Genomic DNA, 14391 nt, shown 5'->3' with positions numbered 1-14391 from the left:
CTCAAAAAGCTTTTCCCTACAATCAGCCCATAAAAATTTGAGAACAATGGACTATGGCAAGCCCGATGGCAGCAAACACTTCTCCGCAAAATATTTTGCTTATTAAATTACGCCATCATGGCGATATGCTGCTGACGACACCTGTCATTAATGCGCTTCATCAGCATTATCCACAGGCGAATATTGATGTGCTGCTCTATCAGGAAACACGTCCAATGCTGGACGCGCATCCGGCAATACGTCATTTTCATATTATTGACCGCAAGTGGAAAAACGAAGGGAGCTGGCGCAAATTTGCACATGAACGTGCGCTAATCGCCGCTATTCGTGCCAGTCATTATGATGTAGTCATCAATCTGGCTGATCAATGGCGCGCGGCGATCGTGACGCGTTTATCAGGTGCGCCGCTGCGCATCGGTTTCGCCTTTAAAAAGCGGGATAATCCATTCTGGCGGTTTTGCCACAACCAATTGGTTCCTACTAACGATCACAATGCATTACATACTATTGAGCAAAATATGACTGCGCTGGCGCCGCTGGGCATCAGCCGTGAAAACGCATATGCGTCAATGTATTACAGCGAAAGTGATAAGCAAATTGTCCTTACTCAACTGGCTAAAAGCGGCATAACGTCACCTTTTATTGTGGTACAGCCAACCTCGCGCTGGGGTTTTAAATGCTGGGAAGATGAGAAATTCGCGGCCACCATTGACCAGTTGGCACAGTCCGGCCGCAAGATAATCCTCACTGCGGCGCCGGATAAAAAAGAGCTGGCGATGATTAAGCATATTCAGTCTCTGAGCCAATCGCCTGAAGTGATCTCATTCGCGGGAAAACTTTCATTGCCGCAACTGGCAGCGCTGATTGATCACGCGCAGCTATTTATTGGTGTTGATTCAGCACCAATGCACATGGCAGCGGCACTGGATACACCATGCATTGCGCTATTTGGCCCAACCAAATTGCAACAGTGGCGTCCCTGGGGCAAAAACAATCGTGTGATCTGGGCTGGCGATTACAGTTCGCTACCTTCGCCGGACTCCATTGATACTAAAACTGAACAGCGTTTTCTTTCAGCCATTCCAGTTGAAGATGTGGTTGCAGCCGCCAGGAGCTATCTAAATGAGTAAGTTACGTCTGGCAATTGTACGCCAGAAATATCGTCCCGATGGCGGTGCCGAGCGCTTTATTTCACGCGCCCTGGAAGCGCTGGGCAGTGAACAGCTGGACCTGAATATCATTACCCGCCACTGGCAGGGTATACCCAATCCTGACTGGCATCTGCATATCTGTAATCCCGCCAAATGGGGGCGTATCTCACGGGAACGTGGCTTTGCGCGTGCGGCACGCGCCTGCTGGGAACGGGAGAAATTTGATATTGTGCAAAGCCATGAGCGCATCGCCGGTTGCGATATTTTTCGTGCTGGTGATGGCGTCCATCGCGTCTGGCTTGAACAGCGTGCACGCCTTGTATCGCCATGGCAGCGCCTGAGCGCCACCCTCAGTCCTTATCATCGCTATGTATTACAGGCAGAAGCGGAAATGTTCCATTCTCCGGCGCTTAAGGCGGTAATCTGCAATTCAGAGATGGTAAAAGGCGATATTTTGCGCTGCTTTTCGCTTGATGCCAGTAAAATTCATGTGATTCACAACGCCATTGATACTTACCACTTTCAACCCGCGACCGAGGCTACCCGTCACGCCAGTCGTCAACAGCTTACGCTGCCAGACAGCGCCACGGTGCTGGTCTACGTGGGTTCAGGCTTTGAGCGGAAAGGCCTGAAGGCCGCAATTGAGGCGGTAGCCCGTAGCAATCGCTACCTGATAGTCGTGGGACAAGATAAACAGTTGCAGCGCTACCAACAGCTGGCGAATCAGCTGAACTGTCTGGATCGCCTGCGCTTTGTCGGCGTTCAGCAGGATGTACAACCGTTCTATCATGCCGCCGATGGTTTATTACTGCCTACGCTCTACGATCCCTTCCCGAATGTGGTGCTGGAGGCGATGGCTTGCGGCTTACCGGTGATCACCAGCACCGGCTGTGGTGGCGCTGAGTTTATAACGGCTGGTCAGGAAGGCTTCGTCTGCGATGCGTTGAATATCAATGCGTTAAACCAGGCTATCAATGCTATTCCGTCACTCGCTGTCGATTCAGGCATGGGTGAAGCTGCGCGCCGTAAAGTTGAGCCTTATGGTCCGCAAAGGTTAGCTAAGGCCTTAACTTCGCTGTATCAACAGGTGCTAAACACTAACTGACAAGTCAGATGAGTGCGCGTGGCGTTTCTGATACCATGCCGCAATCTAATTTTTTGTATTTTTTGACGCCAACATGTCGTAACGGTAACTATGACGACCATTTACACCGCATTGCTTTATCTTATCCAGCCACTGATTTGGCTGCGCCTGTGGCTGCGCGGTCGTAAAGCTCCGGCATACCGTAAACGCTGGGCCGAGCGTTACGGCTACTGTGTGGGCAAAGTTCAACCCGGCGGCATTGTGCTGCATTCAGTTTCCGTTGGCGAAACCCTGGCCGCCGTTCCGCTGGTGCGGGCGTTACGCCATCGTTATCCCACCTTACCAATTACCGTTACAACGATGACGCCAACCGGATCGGAGCGTGCACAATCAGCGTTTGGTAAGGATGTGCATCACGTTTACCTGCCTTACGATTTACCCGGTTCTATCAATCGTTTCCTGGATACAGTAAACCCACGGTTAGTGATCATCATGGAAACCGAACTGTGGCCGAATATCATTCGTATACTGCATCAACGCCAGATTCCATTAGTCATCGCTAACGCCCGTTTATCAGCACGCTCCGCTAAAGGCTATCGCAAACTGGGCAACTTTATGCGCCAACTATTGCAGAGCATCACGCTGATAGCCGCGCAAAACGCTGAAGATGGTGAGCGTTTCCTTGAACTCGGCCTGAAACGTTCACAGTTAACGGTTACGGGCAGCCTGAAATTTGATATTTCCGTTACGCCGGAGTTGGCCGCGCGAGCAGTAACCCTGCGTCGCCAATGGGCCTCGCGTCGTCCCGTGTGGATTGCTACCAGCACTCACGAAGGTGAAGAGGCGATCGTACTGGATGCACATCGTCGCTTGCTGCAAACTTTTCCCAGTTTGCTGTTAATTTTGGTGCCGCGCCATCCAGAACGTTTCAACGATGCGCGAGAACTGACGCAAAAACGCAACTTCAGTTTTATCTTGCGCAGCAGTGGCGAGATCCCTTCCAGCTCTACTCAGGTTGTCATCGGCGATTCAATGGGTGAGTTAATGTTGTTGTACGGTATTGCTGATTTAGCATTTGTCGGCGGCAGTCTGGTTGAACGTGGTGGACACAACCCGCTGGAGCCAGCGGCACATGCTATTCCTGTCTTGATGGGCCCTCATATCTGGAATTTCAAAGATATTTGCAGCAAATTGCAGGAAGCGCAGGGGTTGATCATCGTTACGGACGTCATCTCGCTTGAGAAAGAAGTGACTAATTTACTCCAGGACGATGATTATCGCCGTTATTACGGCCGTCATGCAGTGGATGTGCTACACCAGAATCAGGGCGCACTACAGCGTCTTTTACAGTTACTTGAACCTCATTTACCGCCACGGGCCCATTAATGCCAATACGCCAACGTCTTTCGGTGGTGATAATCATCAAAAACGAAGCGGAACTGTTGCCAGCTTGCCTCGCCTCAGTTAACTGGGCTGATGAGATTATCATACTGGATTCTGGTAGCTCGGATGATAGCGTTGAAATCGCTCGCGCTGCGGGTGCTAAAGTTTTTCATGCTGACGACTGGCCGGGATATGGCAAGCAACGTCAGCGCGCGCAAAGTTATGCCAGAAGCGAAATGATTTTGATGCTTGATGCCGATGAGCGCGTAACCCCTGAACTGCATAAGGCGATTGAGCAGGTATTAAACGCACCGCCCAGCAACGCCGTTTATAGCCTGAGCCGCAGCAACCTGTTCCTGGGCCGGTTTATGCGCCACAGCGGCTGGTATCCCGATCGCGTGACGCGCCTTTACCCACGGATGCTGAACTATAACGATAACCAGGTGCATGAGTCGCTCAACGCCCAGGATGCGCCAGTCCGAATGCTAAAGGGCCATCTGCAACATCTGACCTGCCGCAACCTCATCGCTTTTCAGCGTAAGCAGCTTGCCTATGCTGAAGCCTGGGCGCAGGAACGTCACCAACGCGGTAAACGCTGCGGGCTGTTCTCCATTTTTAGCCATACGTTAAGCGCTTTTATCAAAACGCTGCTGCTACGTGCTGGTTTTCTTGACGGTAAACAGGGCTGGATATTAGCGGTGGTTAATGCGCAGTATACGTTTAACAAATACTCGGCGCTTTGGGCGCTTGGTCAATCCTCGGCAAAAAGGTGTATATGAGTACTAAAGCCATTTATCCCGGAACGTTTGATCCTGTTACGTTAGGCCATCTCGACATTGTGACCCGTGCGGCACAGATGTTTGATCACCTTATAGTGGCGGTGGCAGCAAGCCCAGGTAAGAAACCGATGTTTGACCTGAATGAGCGAGTTGCGTTGGGACAGCAGGTGACTGCGCACTTGCCTAATGTTGAAGTGGTTGGATTTAGCGATTTAATGGCGAATTTTGCCCGTGCGCAGCAGGCTAATGTGTTGGTGCGTGGCCTGCGTGCGGTATCAGATTTTGAATATGAGCTACAGCTGGCGCATATGAATCGCCATTTACTGCCCACGCTGGAAAGCGTCTTCCTGATGCCATCTGAAGGCTTCTCGTTTGTCTCGTCTTCGCTGGTGAAAGAGGTGGCGCGTCACGGTGGCGATGTTACTGCCTTCCTTCCCGCGCCGGTACATCAGGCGTTACAGGCCAAACTTACCTGCTGCTAATGCTGGCAGCACGGGCACCAGTAAGTGCTGCGCTGCCCGTGCTTGCCGCTAATAACTGGTGTTCCACACACGCGGCACGGTTCACCCGCCCGGCCATAAACCTGCAACTCCTGAGCGAAATAACCCGGCTTGCCATCACTCTGTAAAAAGTCACGTAAGGTGGTTCCGCCCTGCTCAATCGAGCGCAACAGCACCGCTTTAATCGTATTAGCCAGCAGTTCCGCTTCTTTTTTGCTTAAACTCATTGCGGCTCTGTCAGGCAGGATCCCCGCAGTAAACAGCGATTCACTGGCGTAAATATTACCGACGCCGACGACCACTTTGTTATCCATTAACCACTGTTTAATCACCGTGCGCTTGCCGCGTGACTTTTCAAACAGATAATCGCCATCAAACACGTCGCTAAGCGGTTCCGGTCCCAGATGAGCCAGCACGTTGCTGCCCGCTAAGTCGCTGCTCCATAACCAGGCACCAAAGCGTCGCGGATCGGTATAGCGCAGCACTTTGCCATTGCTCATCACCAAATCAACATGGTCATGTTTAGCCGCCGGCAATGCTTCAGTTAACACTCGCAAACTGCCAGACATACCAAGATGGATAATAATCCAGCCGTGCGGTAGCTCCAGCAGCAAATATTTGGCACGACGCTGAACGCTAAGGACCGGCTGATCGCTCAATGCCAGAATCTCTTGTGAAACCGGCCAGCGCAAACGTGCATTGCGCACGATGGCATGCAGGATAGTTTCTCCTACTAAATGCGGCTCAATACCGCGACGACTGGTTTCAACCTCTGGTAACTCTGGCATAGCCTCTCCTCAGCGTTTTTCACAAACAAAAAACCCGGCCGGAGCCGGGTTTTTAGCAGAACACCAAAATTACTTAATTTTGGCTTCTTTGTAGATTACATGCTGACGTACAACCGGATCGAACTTTTTCAGTTCCAGTTTCTCTGGTTTAGTACGTTTGTTCTTCGTGGTGGTATAGAAGTGACCTGTACCAGCAGAGGAAACCAGCTTGATCTTCTCACGAATACCTTTAGCCATGATTCAGTTCCTTAGTACTTCTCACCACGGACACGCAGATCGGCCAAAACCGTATCGATGCCCTTTTTATCAATAATACGCATACCTTTTACAGATACACGCAGAGTAACGAAGCGCTTCTCGCTCTCAACCCAAAAACGGTGTGAGTGCAGGTTCGGAAGGAAACGGCGTTTCGTCGCGTTCATTGCGTGGGAACGGTTGTTACCGCTCACCGGGCGCTTTCCAGTTACCTGGCAGACTCGTGACATGTCTATTCTCCAAAAATCAAATCAGCTCGAGCTTTAAAAATTAGGTTTTGGCCGCCTCGTCAGGCTTGCAGCCCGCCAGGCGAGTTCCATGGAACCCGCTAAGCTGGCCTAACCGCCAAACCCGAGATTCTCAAAGGTGGCGTAGTATACGCCGCTCGGCGCAAGTGCTCAAGTCCCGAACAGATAAAGATCCCGAATGATCGGGTAAAAAGCCATCATCCGGCCTCCCTTTCCTTACTCTTAAAGCCAGCCACGCTCGGCAAATGAAACATATTCACCATGGCCAATAACAAAATGATCGAGTAAGCGAATATTAAGCAGGCGGCAGGCTTCGCTGATTTTGTGAGTAATATCGCGGTCCGCTTTGCTGGGTTCCGACACGCCTGAAGGATGATTATGTGCCAGTATCAACGCTGCCGCGTTCACCTTCAGTGCTGCTCGTACAATCTCGCGTGGATGCACCTCAACGCTGCTAATTGAACCGGAAAACATCTTTTGCGCCAGTAAGACACGATGTTGATTATCCAGAAACAGCGCCATAAAGATCTCGCGTTCCTGATGCGCTAACAGGCTTTGCAAATAGTGTCGCGTAACCTGGGGGTTTTCCATCGCACTTTCTCGCGCCAGCTGACTGGCAAAAAAACGCTTCGCCAGTTCGGCAATGGCGTGCAGCTGTGCCAGCTTTGCATCCCCGACACCTTTGATGTCACTGAAAGCCGCTTTGCTGGCGGTCATAATATGATAAAGCGAGCCAAACTCCTGGAGCATCTGTTGAGCCAGATCCATAACATTCAGCCCTGCTGAACCGGTACGCAGAAAAATGGCCAATAACTCAACGTCGCTCAACGCCTCCACACCTAAATGCTGTAATTTTTCCCGCGGTGCCATATTTTTCATGGACTTTCTCCCTGCTGCCTTCACTATCCTGAACCGCCGCCTTGCCAGTCACCAGCAGTACTGCGGCGTTTTACGAGATGTCTCGCAAACAACAGGGAGTGAAAAAGCGATTCAAGGGTTTTGTGATAAAGTCCGTGCAACATGTCGCGTCAGGCGCGGCAAACAGATGAGTGAGGCAAAAAGATGATGGGATTAGCCGGAACAAAAATTCTTTTGGGCGTGAGCGGCGGCATTGCCGCTTATAAAACACCGGAATTAGTTCGTCGCCTGCGCGATCGCGGCGCCGATGTCCGCGTAATGATGACCGAAGGAGCCAAAGCCTTTATTACACCGCTCAGCCTACAGGCAGTTTCCGGCTACCCGGTAATGGATGATCTGCTCGATCCAGCCGCCGAAGCGGCGATGGGTCACATAGAACTCGCGAAGTGGGCTGATTTAATTGTGCTGGCCCCTGCCACTGCCGATCTGATAGCCCGCCTGACTGCGGGTATGGCAAATGATCTGGTGACCACGGCCTGTCTTGCGACTGCCGCACCCGTTGCTGTGGTTCCGGCGATGAATCAGCAGATGTACCGTGCGCCTGTCACCCAACAAAACCTGCAAACCTTACAGACTCGCGGCCTGCTAATCTGGGGGCCAGACAGCGGCAGTCAAGCCTGTGGCGATGTGGGGCCGGGTCGCATGCTGGATCCGCTGGAAATTGTTGACCATGCCGTGCAATGGGCATCACCTGTCAACGATATGCAACATCTCAATATTATGATTACTGCCGGTCCGACGCGCGAGGCACTGGACCCGGTGCGCTACCTCACCAATAAAAGTTCAGGAAAAATGGGCTTTTCTATCGCTTCAGCGGCCGCCAAACGTGGCGCAAACGTCCTTTTGGTAGCCGGTCCGGTCAGTCTGACCACGCCCGTCGGTGTGAAACGTATTGATGTCACTACGGCGCTAGAGATGCAGGCTGTGGTGATGAGCGAGATAAACAAACAACATATTTTCATTGCAAGCGCAGCCGTGGCAGACTATCGGGCAGCCGAAATTGCGGCCGAAAAAATCAAAAAACAGGGCGATGATGATAACGCCACGCTGCAACTTATAAAAAATCCCGACATTGTCGCTGGTGTCGCCGCATTACAAGCAGACCGACCTTTTGTGGTTGGATTTGCCGCTGAAACCCAGAATGTGGAAGAATACGCCCGGCAAAAAAGAGTACGCAAAAATCTGGACCTAATCTGTGCTAATGACGTTGCTAAAGCCGGACAAGGTTTTGATAGCGACACCAATGCTCTTCATCTTTTTTGGCACAACGGAGAAAAACGCTTACCGCTCAGCGAGAAGGCGCTCCTTGGCCAGCTCTTATTAGACGAGATTGTCAGCCGTTATGATGAAAAAAATAGACGTTAAAATACTTGATGCACGTGTTGGCAAAGAATTTCCCCTGCCGACCTACGCGACGTCGGGCTCCGCTGGGTTAGATTTACGCGCTTGCCTGGATGATGTGCTGGAAATCGCACCAGGCACCACCACGCTGGTGCCAACGGGTTTAGCGATACATATCGCCGATCCCAGCCTGGCTGCCGTCATTCTGCCGCGCTCAGGCCTGGGCCATAAACACGGCATCGTTCTGGGCAATCTGGTGGGTCTGATCGATTCCGACTATCAGGGCCAGTTAATGGTTTCTGTATGGAATCGTGGACAGGAAAGTTTTACGCTACAGCCCGGCGATCGCATGGCACAACTGGTTTTTGTACCGGTGGTGCAGGCCGAATTCAACCTGGTTGAAGACTTTGACGCCAGCTTGCGCGGCACAGGTGGCTTTGGTCATTCAGGCCGTCAGTAACACACGCTACCGATTTTCACTTACGCCAGTCATTATTATTTCTCATTGTCATGAGACACTTGCTTGTGGCAGATGCGTAGGTGTTGCCTGTTTATGGTGAAATTCAAGGGTCTTTAGGATCATGGCAGAAAAAACAGTCGCAAAGCGGAACCGTCGCGAAGAAATTTTGCAGGCGCTGGCGCAAATGCTTGAGTCAAGTGATGGCAGCCAGCGAATTACGACCGCCAAACTGGCAGCAAATGTGGGTGTCTCTGAAGCGGCTTTATATCGCCACTTCCCCAGCAAAACACGCATGTTTGACAGCTTGATAGAATTTATCGAAGACAGTCTGATTACCCGTATCAACCTGATTCTTAAAGATGAAAAAGAGACGATGGCGCGTCTGCGTCTTATCGTGCAATTGATTCTGGGGTTTGGTGAGCGTAATCCGGGGCTAACGCGTATTTTGACCGGCCATGCGCTGATGTTTGAGCAGGACCGCTTGCAGGGTCGTATTAATCAGCTGTTCGAGCGTATTGAGGTACAACTGCGTCAGGTCATGCGCGAGCGAAAGATGCGTGAAGGCGAAGGTTTTCAGTCGGACGATACCCTGTTAGCCAGCCAGCTGTTGGCATTTTGCGAAGGATTATTATCGCGTTACGTTCGTTCTGAGTTTCGTTTTCGTCCCACAGCAGACTTCGATACCCGCTGGCCGCTGATTGCCGCACAATTGATATAGCAGAAGGCGGGCTGGTGCCCGCATTTTTGCATTAAATGCCGTAGGCTTTCTGATAAGCGCGAACCTGCGCAAGGTGATCAGCCATCTCTGGCTTCTCTTCCAGATAAGCAATCAGATCTTTCAAGGTAATAATCGCGGTGACTTTGCATTTATAGTCACGTTCTACTTCCTGGATTGCTGAAATATCTCCGCGTCCACGCTCCTGGCGATCCAGTGAAATTAATACGCCAGCCAGTGTCGCGTTGTGCGCGCTGATAATGTCCATTGATTCGCGAATTGCCGTACCAGCGGTAATCACATCATCCACCAGCATTACACGCCCTTCGAGCGGACTACCGACCAGTAAACCGCCTTCACCATGATCTTTAGCTTCCTTGCGGTTAAAACAGTAAGGAACATCACGATCATGATGATCGGCCAGCGCGACGGCAGTGGTTGTAGCGATTGGAATGCCTTTGTAGGCGGGACCAAATAGCAGGTCAAAATCCACGCCATCGTCTACCAGCGCCTGCGCGTAAAAGCGCCCCAGCAGCGCTAAATCTCGTCCACTGTTAAACAGACCGGCGTTAAAGAAATAGGGGCTTTTACGCCCAGATTTTAACGTGAATTCACCAAACTTCAGCACCTGCTTGTTTAAGGCGAACTCAATAAACTGACGCTGCCAGGCTTTCATCTCTTGCTCCTCAAATAAAGAAAAGGCGACTCGCTGGTCGCTTGAGCACCCCAGCAACAACCGGAGCGCTCCCGCTTTATCAATCACTTACAATTTTCAGATGGTGCCAAAAAGTGCTATTTGGTGCCATTCGATGGACACTTTCTGGACACTCCAATCAGTGGATTGAACCGGATTGCGTCCTGTAAAAACTCTGGCGCAAAATGCGCATACACCATCGTTTGTTGGATCGTGGCGTGTCCGAGGATACGTTGCAAGGTGATAATGTTCCCTCCGTTCATCATGAAGTGCGTAGCGAACGTGTGTCGCAGTACATGGAGAGCCTGCCCGTTGGGAAGGTCGGGTTTGATTTCTTTAAGAACGGCGCGGGCACTCATGTAATTCGGATAGAAAAGGCGCCCCGTTGCCTTGGTTTTCACTTCCGCTTCCAAGTCAGTATCTATGGGAACTGCTCGGCGTTTGCCGTTTTTGGTCTTCATAAAGATCACCTTTCCACCTATCACATGCTCCCCTTTCAGGCTGGCTACCTCATTCCAGCGGCCACCGGTCGCCAAGCATAACATAACGGTCTTTAAATCATCCCCGCTAAGCCGAGACAGCAACAACTCCACTTCATCAGCCGACAGGAAAGCCATATCAGTTTCAGCTTCCTTGAAAGCTTTCACCTCATGAAACGGGTTAGGGTTCTGATATTCTTCAGCGTTGATCAGCTTGGTAAACATGCCACTCATAATCGCGCACTGGCGATTCACGCTTGACGGTTTCAGGTCGCGGTCGAGCATCATTACTCGATAGTCCATGATGGCCTTACGAGTTAGTTGGTCGGCTCGCGTTACGCCCATTTCAGCCAAATTACCGATAATATTCGTCAACCTCTCCCGTTCCTTCTCGCCGCGACTATGGCTTTTTCCGTGAAATACCCACCAAAGTCCCAATAGGTCAGTGAGTTTTCGCCGGTCGGCTGGTTTGTCCAGCCATTCTTTGTTGTGGTGGCTAACCAAGATATGGCGCTCAAAAATCTGCGCTTCACCCTTGGTGTTGAACTTGCGCCGGATTCTTCTTCCCTCAGAACCACGGGGCCTAATGTCCACTTCATAACGACCATCATCGAGCTTCTTAATCGACATAAGACAGCCCTCCGACATCATTGTCGTCTTGGTAACAAATCGTGAAAATGTATAGCCTGTAAACTGTTAGCCAGTTTTCTTTTCGGATTGGGACGATTTTGTTAACTCTTGCCCAATGTGTGCGAGAGCCGGTGCAATTTGACCAGCTTCTGTGTCGATCTCGTCGAACATGAACCAGTCTCTGTACTTTCTGAACCTCGGATGTTTGAAAAGCTTCATGCCAGCTTCCATTGGCATTTTTGATTTCCCCGATTCATAGCCGTGCCATGTGTGGTAGTTAATCCCCAATAATTCAGCTAGTTGCTTCGTATTAAGCCTTTCTGAATCTCGTATAAGCTTCAATTTCTCTCTTTGCTCTATTGACATATGTTTGCTAATCTCCAAATATATAGACAAACAAAAAACACCTTCCCATCTAGCCAATTCGTTCTAAACGGTGCTAGATAGCTAAAGGGGCCAAAGCGGAGAATATCAAATGCAAGATGTCACTAACACCGAAGAGATCGAGCTGAAAGCGGAAACCGCAACTGATACCGACGACGAGAAAGCGAAGGTCGAGCGCAAGCGCGCCGAGGTCAAGCTATCGGAAGACCCCTCCAACCTTCTCTCGAAGGAAGGTTTCGCCTTGTACGTGGGGAAAACGCCAATCGCTATCGCATCCATGGCGAAGGCCGGGAAGCTTCCAGCGTTTTACATGACCGATCCACTCAATCCGGGCGGCCATGCTGAATTGTGGGTTCACCGTGGCGAATGGGACAAATACGCCGACCAGTTGGTCGAGAACGCGCCGGATGAATGGCACGGCTGGAAAGACCGCCTGCACCACTCCAAACCGTCTAAGCGCCATTCGAGGGCTGCTGCGTGAAGACTCAACGATTTCTAATTGCCTATGAAGGTAAATTCACGGATGGACGCTCACTTAATGCCGCAGAGATTAAGGCGATGGTGGATAATTTTAATTACGAAGAATTAATGGTTCCGGTGACCTATGCGCATTATAGCTGGAGTCCATTGCTTAGCGAAGTTATCGCTTTGGGCTGTGATGTTATCGACTATCGAATTCATCTTTACGCTGAAATAAAAGTGACCGATGAACTAAAAGAGATAGCAGGCAGGAAATTAGCCTATCACCTTACACCAGAGGTAATGCCCGGCGAGAGAAATAATTATGCGCTGACCCGATTAGTCGGTGTTGGCGTGACTCAAAATCCAATTATTCCCGGTCTCGATATTCTGCAATTCGATAGGGTAAACCATGAAAACGCCATTTTACGCAGCGGCCAATAAAGTATTAACCATGTATGCCTTGCGTCAGGAACGGACCAGTGCCTAGGCACCGGCACACTCTCCAGCAGAGATCTACTGGGCATGTGAAATGTTACAGAGTATCGCTGCCGCAGCGGCTTATGTTGGCAGCAAAGAGGCGGTCTATATCCGCGCTGCGGCAGATGCCTGGAGCCGGACGGAAAAAGCGCCGGAACCATTCAGTGTAGAGGAAAAACAATCATGACAACCGCACAGTGCCCTTCACTGGCCGCAATGCTTATCAATGGCCAGCAAGTGACCCACAGACGCCATACCCGCGGTTGGTTGGAAACGCCAGACGGTCGCCACTTCCAGCCAAAAGCCAGCGAGGTGCAGTTTATTAAAGGATGCCGTACACCCTTTATGGCGCGGCCCCGAAATAAAGTGCGCTGGTTTGCCAAGCTGATGGGAATATTTGCATAGGTAAATAATCACCCGCAAAAATATTTATACAAAGAGGACTGCCGCTATGGAATTTAAAAACATCTTCATTAATCGCCCTAAACCCAATGACACACTACTCCTTCGTCGCCATTATTATATTAATGGGTGTCATGCTGGCGATATATTTTACAGCGCTAATGCTGCCGACGACATCCGTACATCGGGTGAGATTGTTGATGCGTTAGCTTCTCATGTCGGCACTAATAGTCATGTTGACGTGTCCGAACAAGTGGACATTGCTGCATCTGTGATCCTCACGAATGAGACGAATGTTTCGGATGGTACGACCACAGCCAAAGACTTTACATTTTCTCAACACCACACCATGAGCGAGAAAGAAAAGGAAGACTGGTCAAAATTACGCGCCAGTTTCCCCATCGATAAGCAGGCTCGGGTATCCAATGTTTATATTCGCATTAAAGATGAAAGAACCCCCGCGGGTAATTTCTTCTTCTGTCTGGATCAGCTTAAATGTGTGTCCATAATCAATAACAGTGGGCTCACGCCGCTGCTTGAAGTATCCAATGGTTACATTGACCCCAGCGTCACTTACGTACAATTTATAAACTTTCTTATTAATAGCATCGCAGATGCCAATAAACATGAAAACCAAATAAGAGTTTATGATTTGATTATTAATGACGAAACAGTGCGAGAGATAACCCCCGCACATAAATAAGACCCGAACCAGCTTATAAGTTATTTAAACCATTTGCTGGATGGATGTATATCGCCAATGCGATGTCTTTTGGCGAAAGGCGTATCAAAATGCACATTCGGGATGGCAACATCGGCTTGGTCGAGAATAGGGGCAACGACAATGGCATTACAGAATAACGTGGCGTTTTCTTTCGCTAACTCCAATGTGTCAAATTCTTTTTCTGAAAGCCTACCTATTTTAGATGATTTTCCATTATCAAAAAATGATGCATCCCATCGCCATTTATTTCCTTGCTGTCTCAAAGTAATGAGGATAGCACAAGGAACCCCGGGATCTTCTAAATCATCTTCACCTTGCGACACAGTGAAAATTGGGGACTCCATTAACGTTACAAATTGCACAAGGTCATCAATGGTATTTGGCCTTGTTTCAAATGATGGGCTTTTAAAAATAGGGGTTCCATTGGAAAGCACCCAATGTGAACCCCGATCTTTCTCAAAATATACATTGAATTTCATCACAACTCCTTTGTGGCGGTGAGTAATTGTGCCTGGAA

General features: G+C 50.1%; 21 protein-coding genes. 13 read left to right on the top strand and 8 right to left on the bottom strand.

Annotated features, from left to right (window positions below):
* Positions 1–53: 53 nt before the first annotated feature.
* The 5 genes from rfaQ to coaD all read left to right on the top strand — a co-directional run bounded on the left by rfaQ (position 54) and on the right by coaD (position 4879).
* Positions 54–1130, top strand: a complete 1077-nt coding sequence (rfaQ, locus tag QRY16_RS04695) for a putative lipopolysaccharide heptosyltransferase III (RefSeq protein WP_289775831.1) — start codon at positions 54–56, stop codon at positions 1128–1130.
* Positions 1123–2256 carry a glycosyltransferase family 4 protein gene (locus QRY16_RS04690; protein ID WP_289775830.1) on the top strand — a complete coding sequence of 378 codons (1134 nt, stop codon included), beginning with the start codon at positions 1123–1125 and terminating at the stop codon, positions 2254–2256. Before rfaQ ends, QRY16_RS04690 begins: the two co-directional genes overlap by 8 nt.
* Before the next feature lie 90 nt (positions 2257–2346).
* Entirely contained in the window at positions 2347–3621 is a 1275-nt protein-coding gene (gene waaA / locus QRY16_RS04685; RefSeq protein ID WP_193406140.1) for a lipid IV(A) 3-deoxy-D-manno-octulosonic acid transferase, read from the top strand.
* On the top strand, positions 3621–4397 hold the full coding sequence (locus QRY16_RS04680) for a glycosyltransferase family 2 protein (RefSeq protein ID WP_289775829.1): 777 nt from the start codon (positions 3621–3623) through the stop codon (positions 4395–4397). Before waaA ends, QRY16_RS04680 begins: the two co-directional genes overlap by 1 nt.
* Positions 4394–4879, top strand: coding sequence for a pantetheine-phosphate adenylyltransferase (coaD, locus tag QRY16_RS04675; protein ID WP_289775828.1), 486 nt, complete (start codon positions 4394–4396; stop codon positions 4877–4879). The genes QRY16_RS04680 and coaD overlap by 4 nt, the downstream gene beginning before the upstream one ends.
* Here the strand turns inward: coaD and mutM are convergent.
* The 4 genes from mutM to radC all read right to left on the bottom strand — a co-directional run bounded on the left by mutM (position 4876) and on the right by radC (position 7067).
* A complete protein-coding gene (gene mutM, locus QRY16_RS04670; RefSeq protein ID WP_193406143.1) occupies positions 4876–5685 on the bottom strand; it encodes a bifunctional DNA-formamidopyrimidine glycosylase/DNA-(apurinic or apyrimidinic site) lyase in 810 nt (269 codons plus the stop codon). The genes coaD and mutM overlap by 4 nt on opposite strands.
* 69 nt (positions 5686–5754) lie before the next feature.
* Positions 5755–5922: a 50S ribosomal protein L33 gene (gene rpmG / locus QRY16_RS04665; RefSeq protein ID WP_001051798.1), complete on the bottom strand. Its 168-nt coding sequence runs from the start codon at positions 5920–5922 to the stop codon at positions 5755–5757.
* 11 nt (positions 5923–5933) lie between these two features.
* On the bottom strand, positions 5934–6170 hold the full coding sequence (gene rpmB, locus QRY16_RS04660; protein WP_193406144.1) for a 50S ribosomal protein L28: 237 nt from the start codon (positions 6168–6170) through the stop codon (positions 5934–5936).
* A 240-nt stretch (positions 6171–6410) separates the two neighbouring features.
* Complete coding sequence (gene radC / locus QRY16_RS04655; protein WP_289775827.1) at positions 6411–7067, bottom strand: RadC family protein; 657 nt, start codon at positions 7065–7067, stop codon at positions 6411–6413.
* A gap of 183 nt (positions 7068–7250) precedes the next feature.
* On the opposite strand from radC, the gene coaBC reads away from it, so the two are divergent.
* The 3 genes from coaBC (at position 7251) to slmA (ending at position 9625) form a co-directional block, all read left to right on the top strand.
* Positions 7251–8471 (top strand): bifunctional phosphopantothenoylcysteine decarboxylase/phosphopantothenate--cysteine ligase CoaBC, encoded by a 1221-nt coding sequence (gene coaBC / locus QRY16_RS04650; protein ID WP_193406146.1) that lies wholly within the window; start codon positions 7251–7253, stop codon positions 8469–8471.
* Positions 8449–8907: a dUTP diphosphatase gene (gene dut, locus QRY16_RS04645; protein ID WP_193406147.1), complete on the top strand. Its 459-nt coding sequence runs from the start codon at positions 8449–8451 to the stop codon at positions 8905–8907. Before coaBC ends, dut begins: the two co-directional genes overlap by 23 nt.
* 121 nt (positions 8908–9028) lie before the next feature.
* The gene (gene slmA, locus QRY16_RS04640) at positions 9029–9625 is read left to right on the top strand and encodes a nucleoid occlusion factor SlmA (protein ID WP_193406148.1); all 597 of its coding nucleotides are present in this window, start codon (positions 9029–9031) and stop codon (positions 9623–9625) included.
* 31 nt (positions 9626–9656) lie between these two features.
* Here slmA and pyrE read toward each other — a convergent pair whose 3' ends face one another.
* The 3 genes from pyrE to QRY16_RS04625 form a co-directional block, all read right to left on the bottom strand.
* Positions 9657–10298, bottom strand: coding sequence for an orotate phosphoribosyltransferase (gene pyrE / locus QRY16_RS04635; protein WP_193406149.1), 642 nt, complete (start codon positions 10296–10298; stop codon positions 9657–9659).
* 116 nt (positions 10299–10414) lie between these two features.
* On the bottom strand, positions 10415–11425 hold the full coding sequence (locus QRY16_RS04630) for a phage integrase (RefSeq protein ID WP_289775826.1): 1011 nt from the start codon (positions 11423–11425) through the stop codon (positions 10415–10417).
* A 66-nt stretch (positions 11426–11491) separates the two neighbouring features.
* On the bottom strand, positions 11492–11791 hold the full coding sequence (locus QRY16_RS04625) for a helix-turn-helix domain-containing protein (RefSeq protein ID WP_289775825.1): 300 nt from the start codon (positions 11789–11791) through the stop codon (positions 11492–11494).
* A gap of 109 nt (positions 11792–11900) precedes the next feature.
* Between QRY16_RS04625 and QRY16_RS04620 the strand changes: the two genes are divergently transcribed.
* The 5 genes from QRY16_RS04620 to QRY16_RS04600 all read left to right on the top strand — a co-directional run bounded on the left by QRY16_RS04620 (position 11901) and on the right by QRY16_RS04600 (position 13853).
* On the top strand, positions 11901–12290 hold the full coding sequence (locus tag QRY16_RS04620) for a Cox family DNA-binding protein (RefSeq protein WP_289775824.1): 390 nt from the start codon (positions 11901–11903) through the stop codon (positions 12288–12290).
* The gene (locus QRY16_RS04615; protein ID WP_289775823.1) at positions 12287–12712 is read left to right on the top strand and encodes a GPO family capsid scaffolding protein; all 426 of its coding nucleotides are present in this window, start codon (positions 12287–12289) and stop codon (positions 12710–12712) included. The genes QRY16_RS04620 and QRY16_RS04615 overlap by 4 nt, the downstream gene beginning before the upstream one ends.
* 88 nt (positions 12713–12800) lie before the next feature.
* Complete coding sequence (locus QRY16_RS04610) at positions 12801–12935, top strand: hypothetical protein (RefSeq protein ID WP_289775822.1); 135 nt, start codon at positions 12801–12803, stop codon at positions 12933–12935.
* Positions 12932–13153: a phage filamentation protein Fil family protein gene (locus QRY16_RS04605; protein ID WP_289775821.1), complete on the top strand. Its 222-nt coding sequence runs from the start codon at positions 12932–12934 to the stop codon at positions 13151–13153. Before QRY16_RS04610 ends, QRY16_RS04605 begins: the two co-directional genes overlap by 4 nt.
* A gap of 46 nt (positions 13154–13199) precedes the next feature.
* Positions 13200–13853 carry a hypothetical protein gene (locus QRY16_RS04600; protein ID WP_289775820.1) on the top strand — a complete coding sequence of 218 codons (654 nt, stop codon included), beginning with the start codon at positions 13200–13202 and terminating at the stop codon, positions 13851–13853.
* Positions 13854–13873: 20 nt separating this feature from the next.
* Here QRY16_RS04600 and QRY16_RS04595 read toward each other — a convergent pair whose 3' ends face one another.
* Positions 13874–14353 (bottom strand): hypothetical protein, encoded by a 480-nt coding sequence (locus QRY16_RS04595; RefSeq protein ID WP_289775819.1) that lies wholly within the window; start codon positions 14351–14353, stop codon positions 13874–13876.
* Positions 14354–14391: the final 38 nt, after the last annotated feature.

It is taken from the genome of Mixta mediterraneensis, from assembly GCF_030283135.1.
GTDB classification, from domain to species: Bacteria; Pseudomonadota; Gammaproteobacteria; order Enterobacterales; family Enterobacteriaceae; genus Pantoea; species Pantoea mediterraneensis.
Note: the sequence above shows the minus strand (reverse complement) of the source record. Positions and strands in the feature narration are given on the sequence as shown.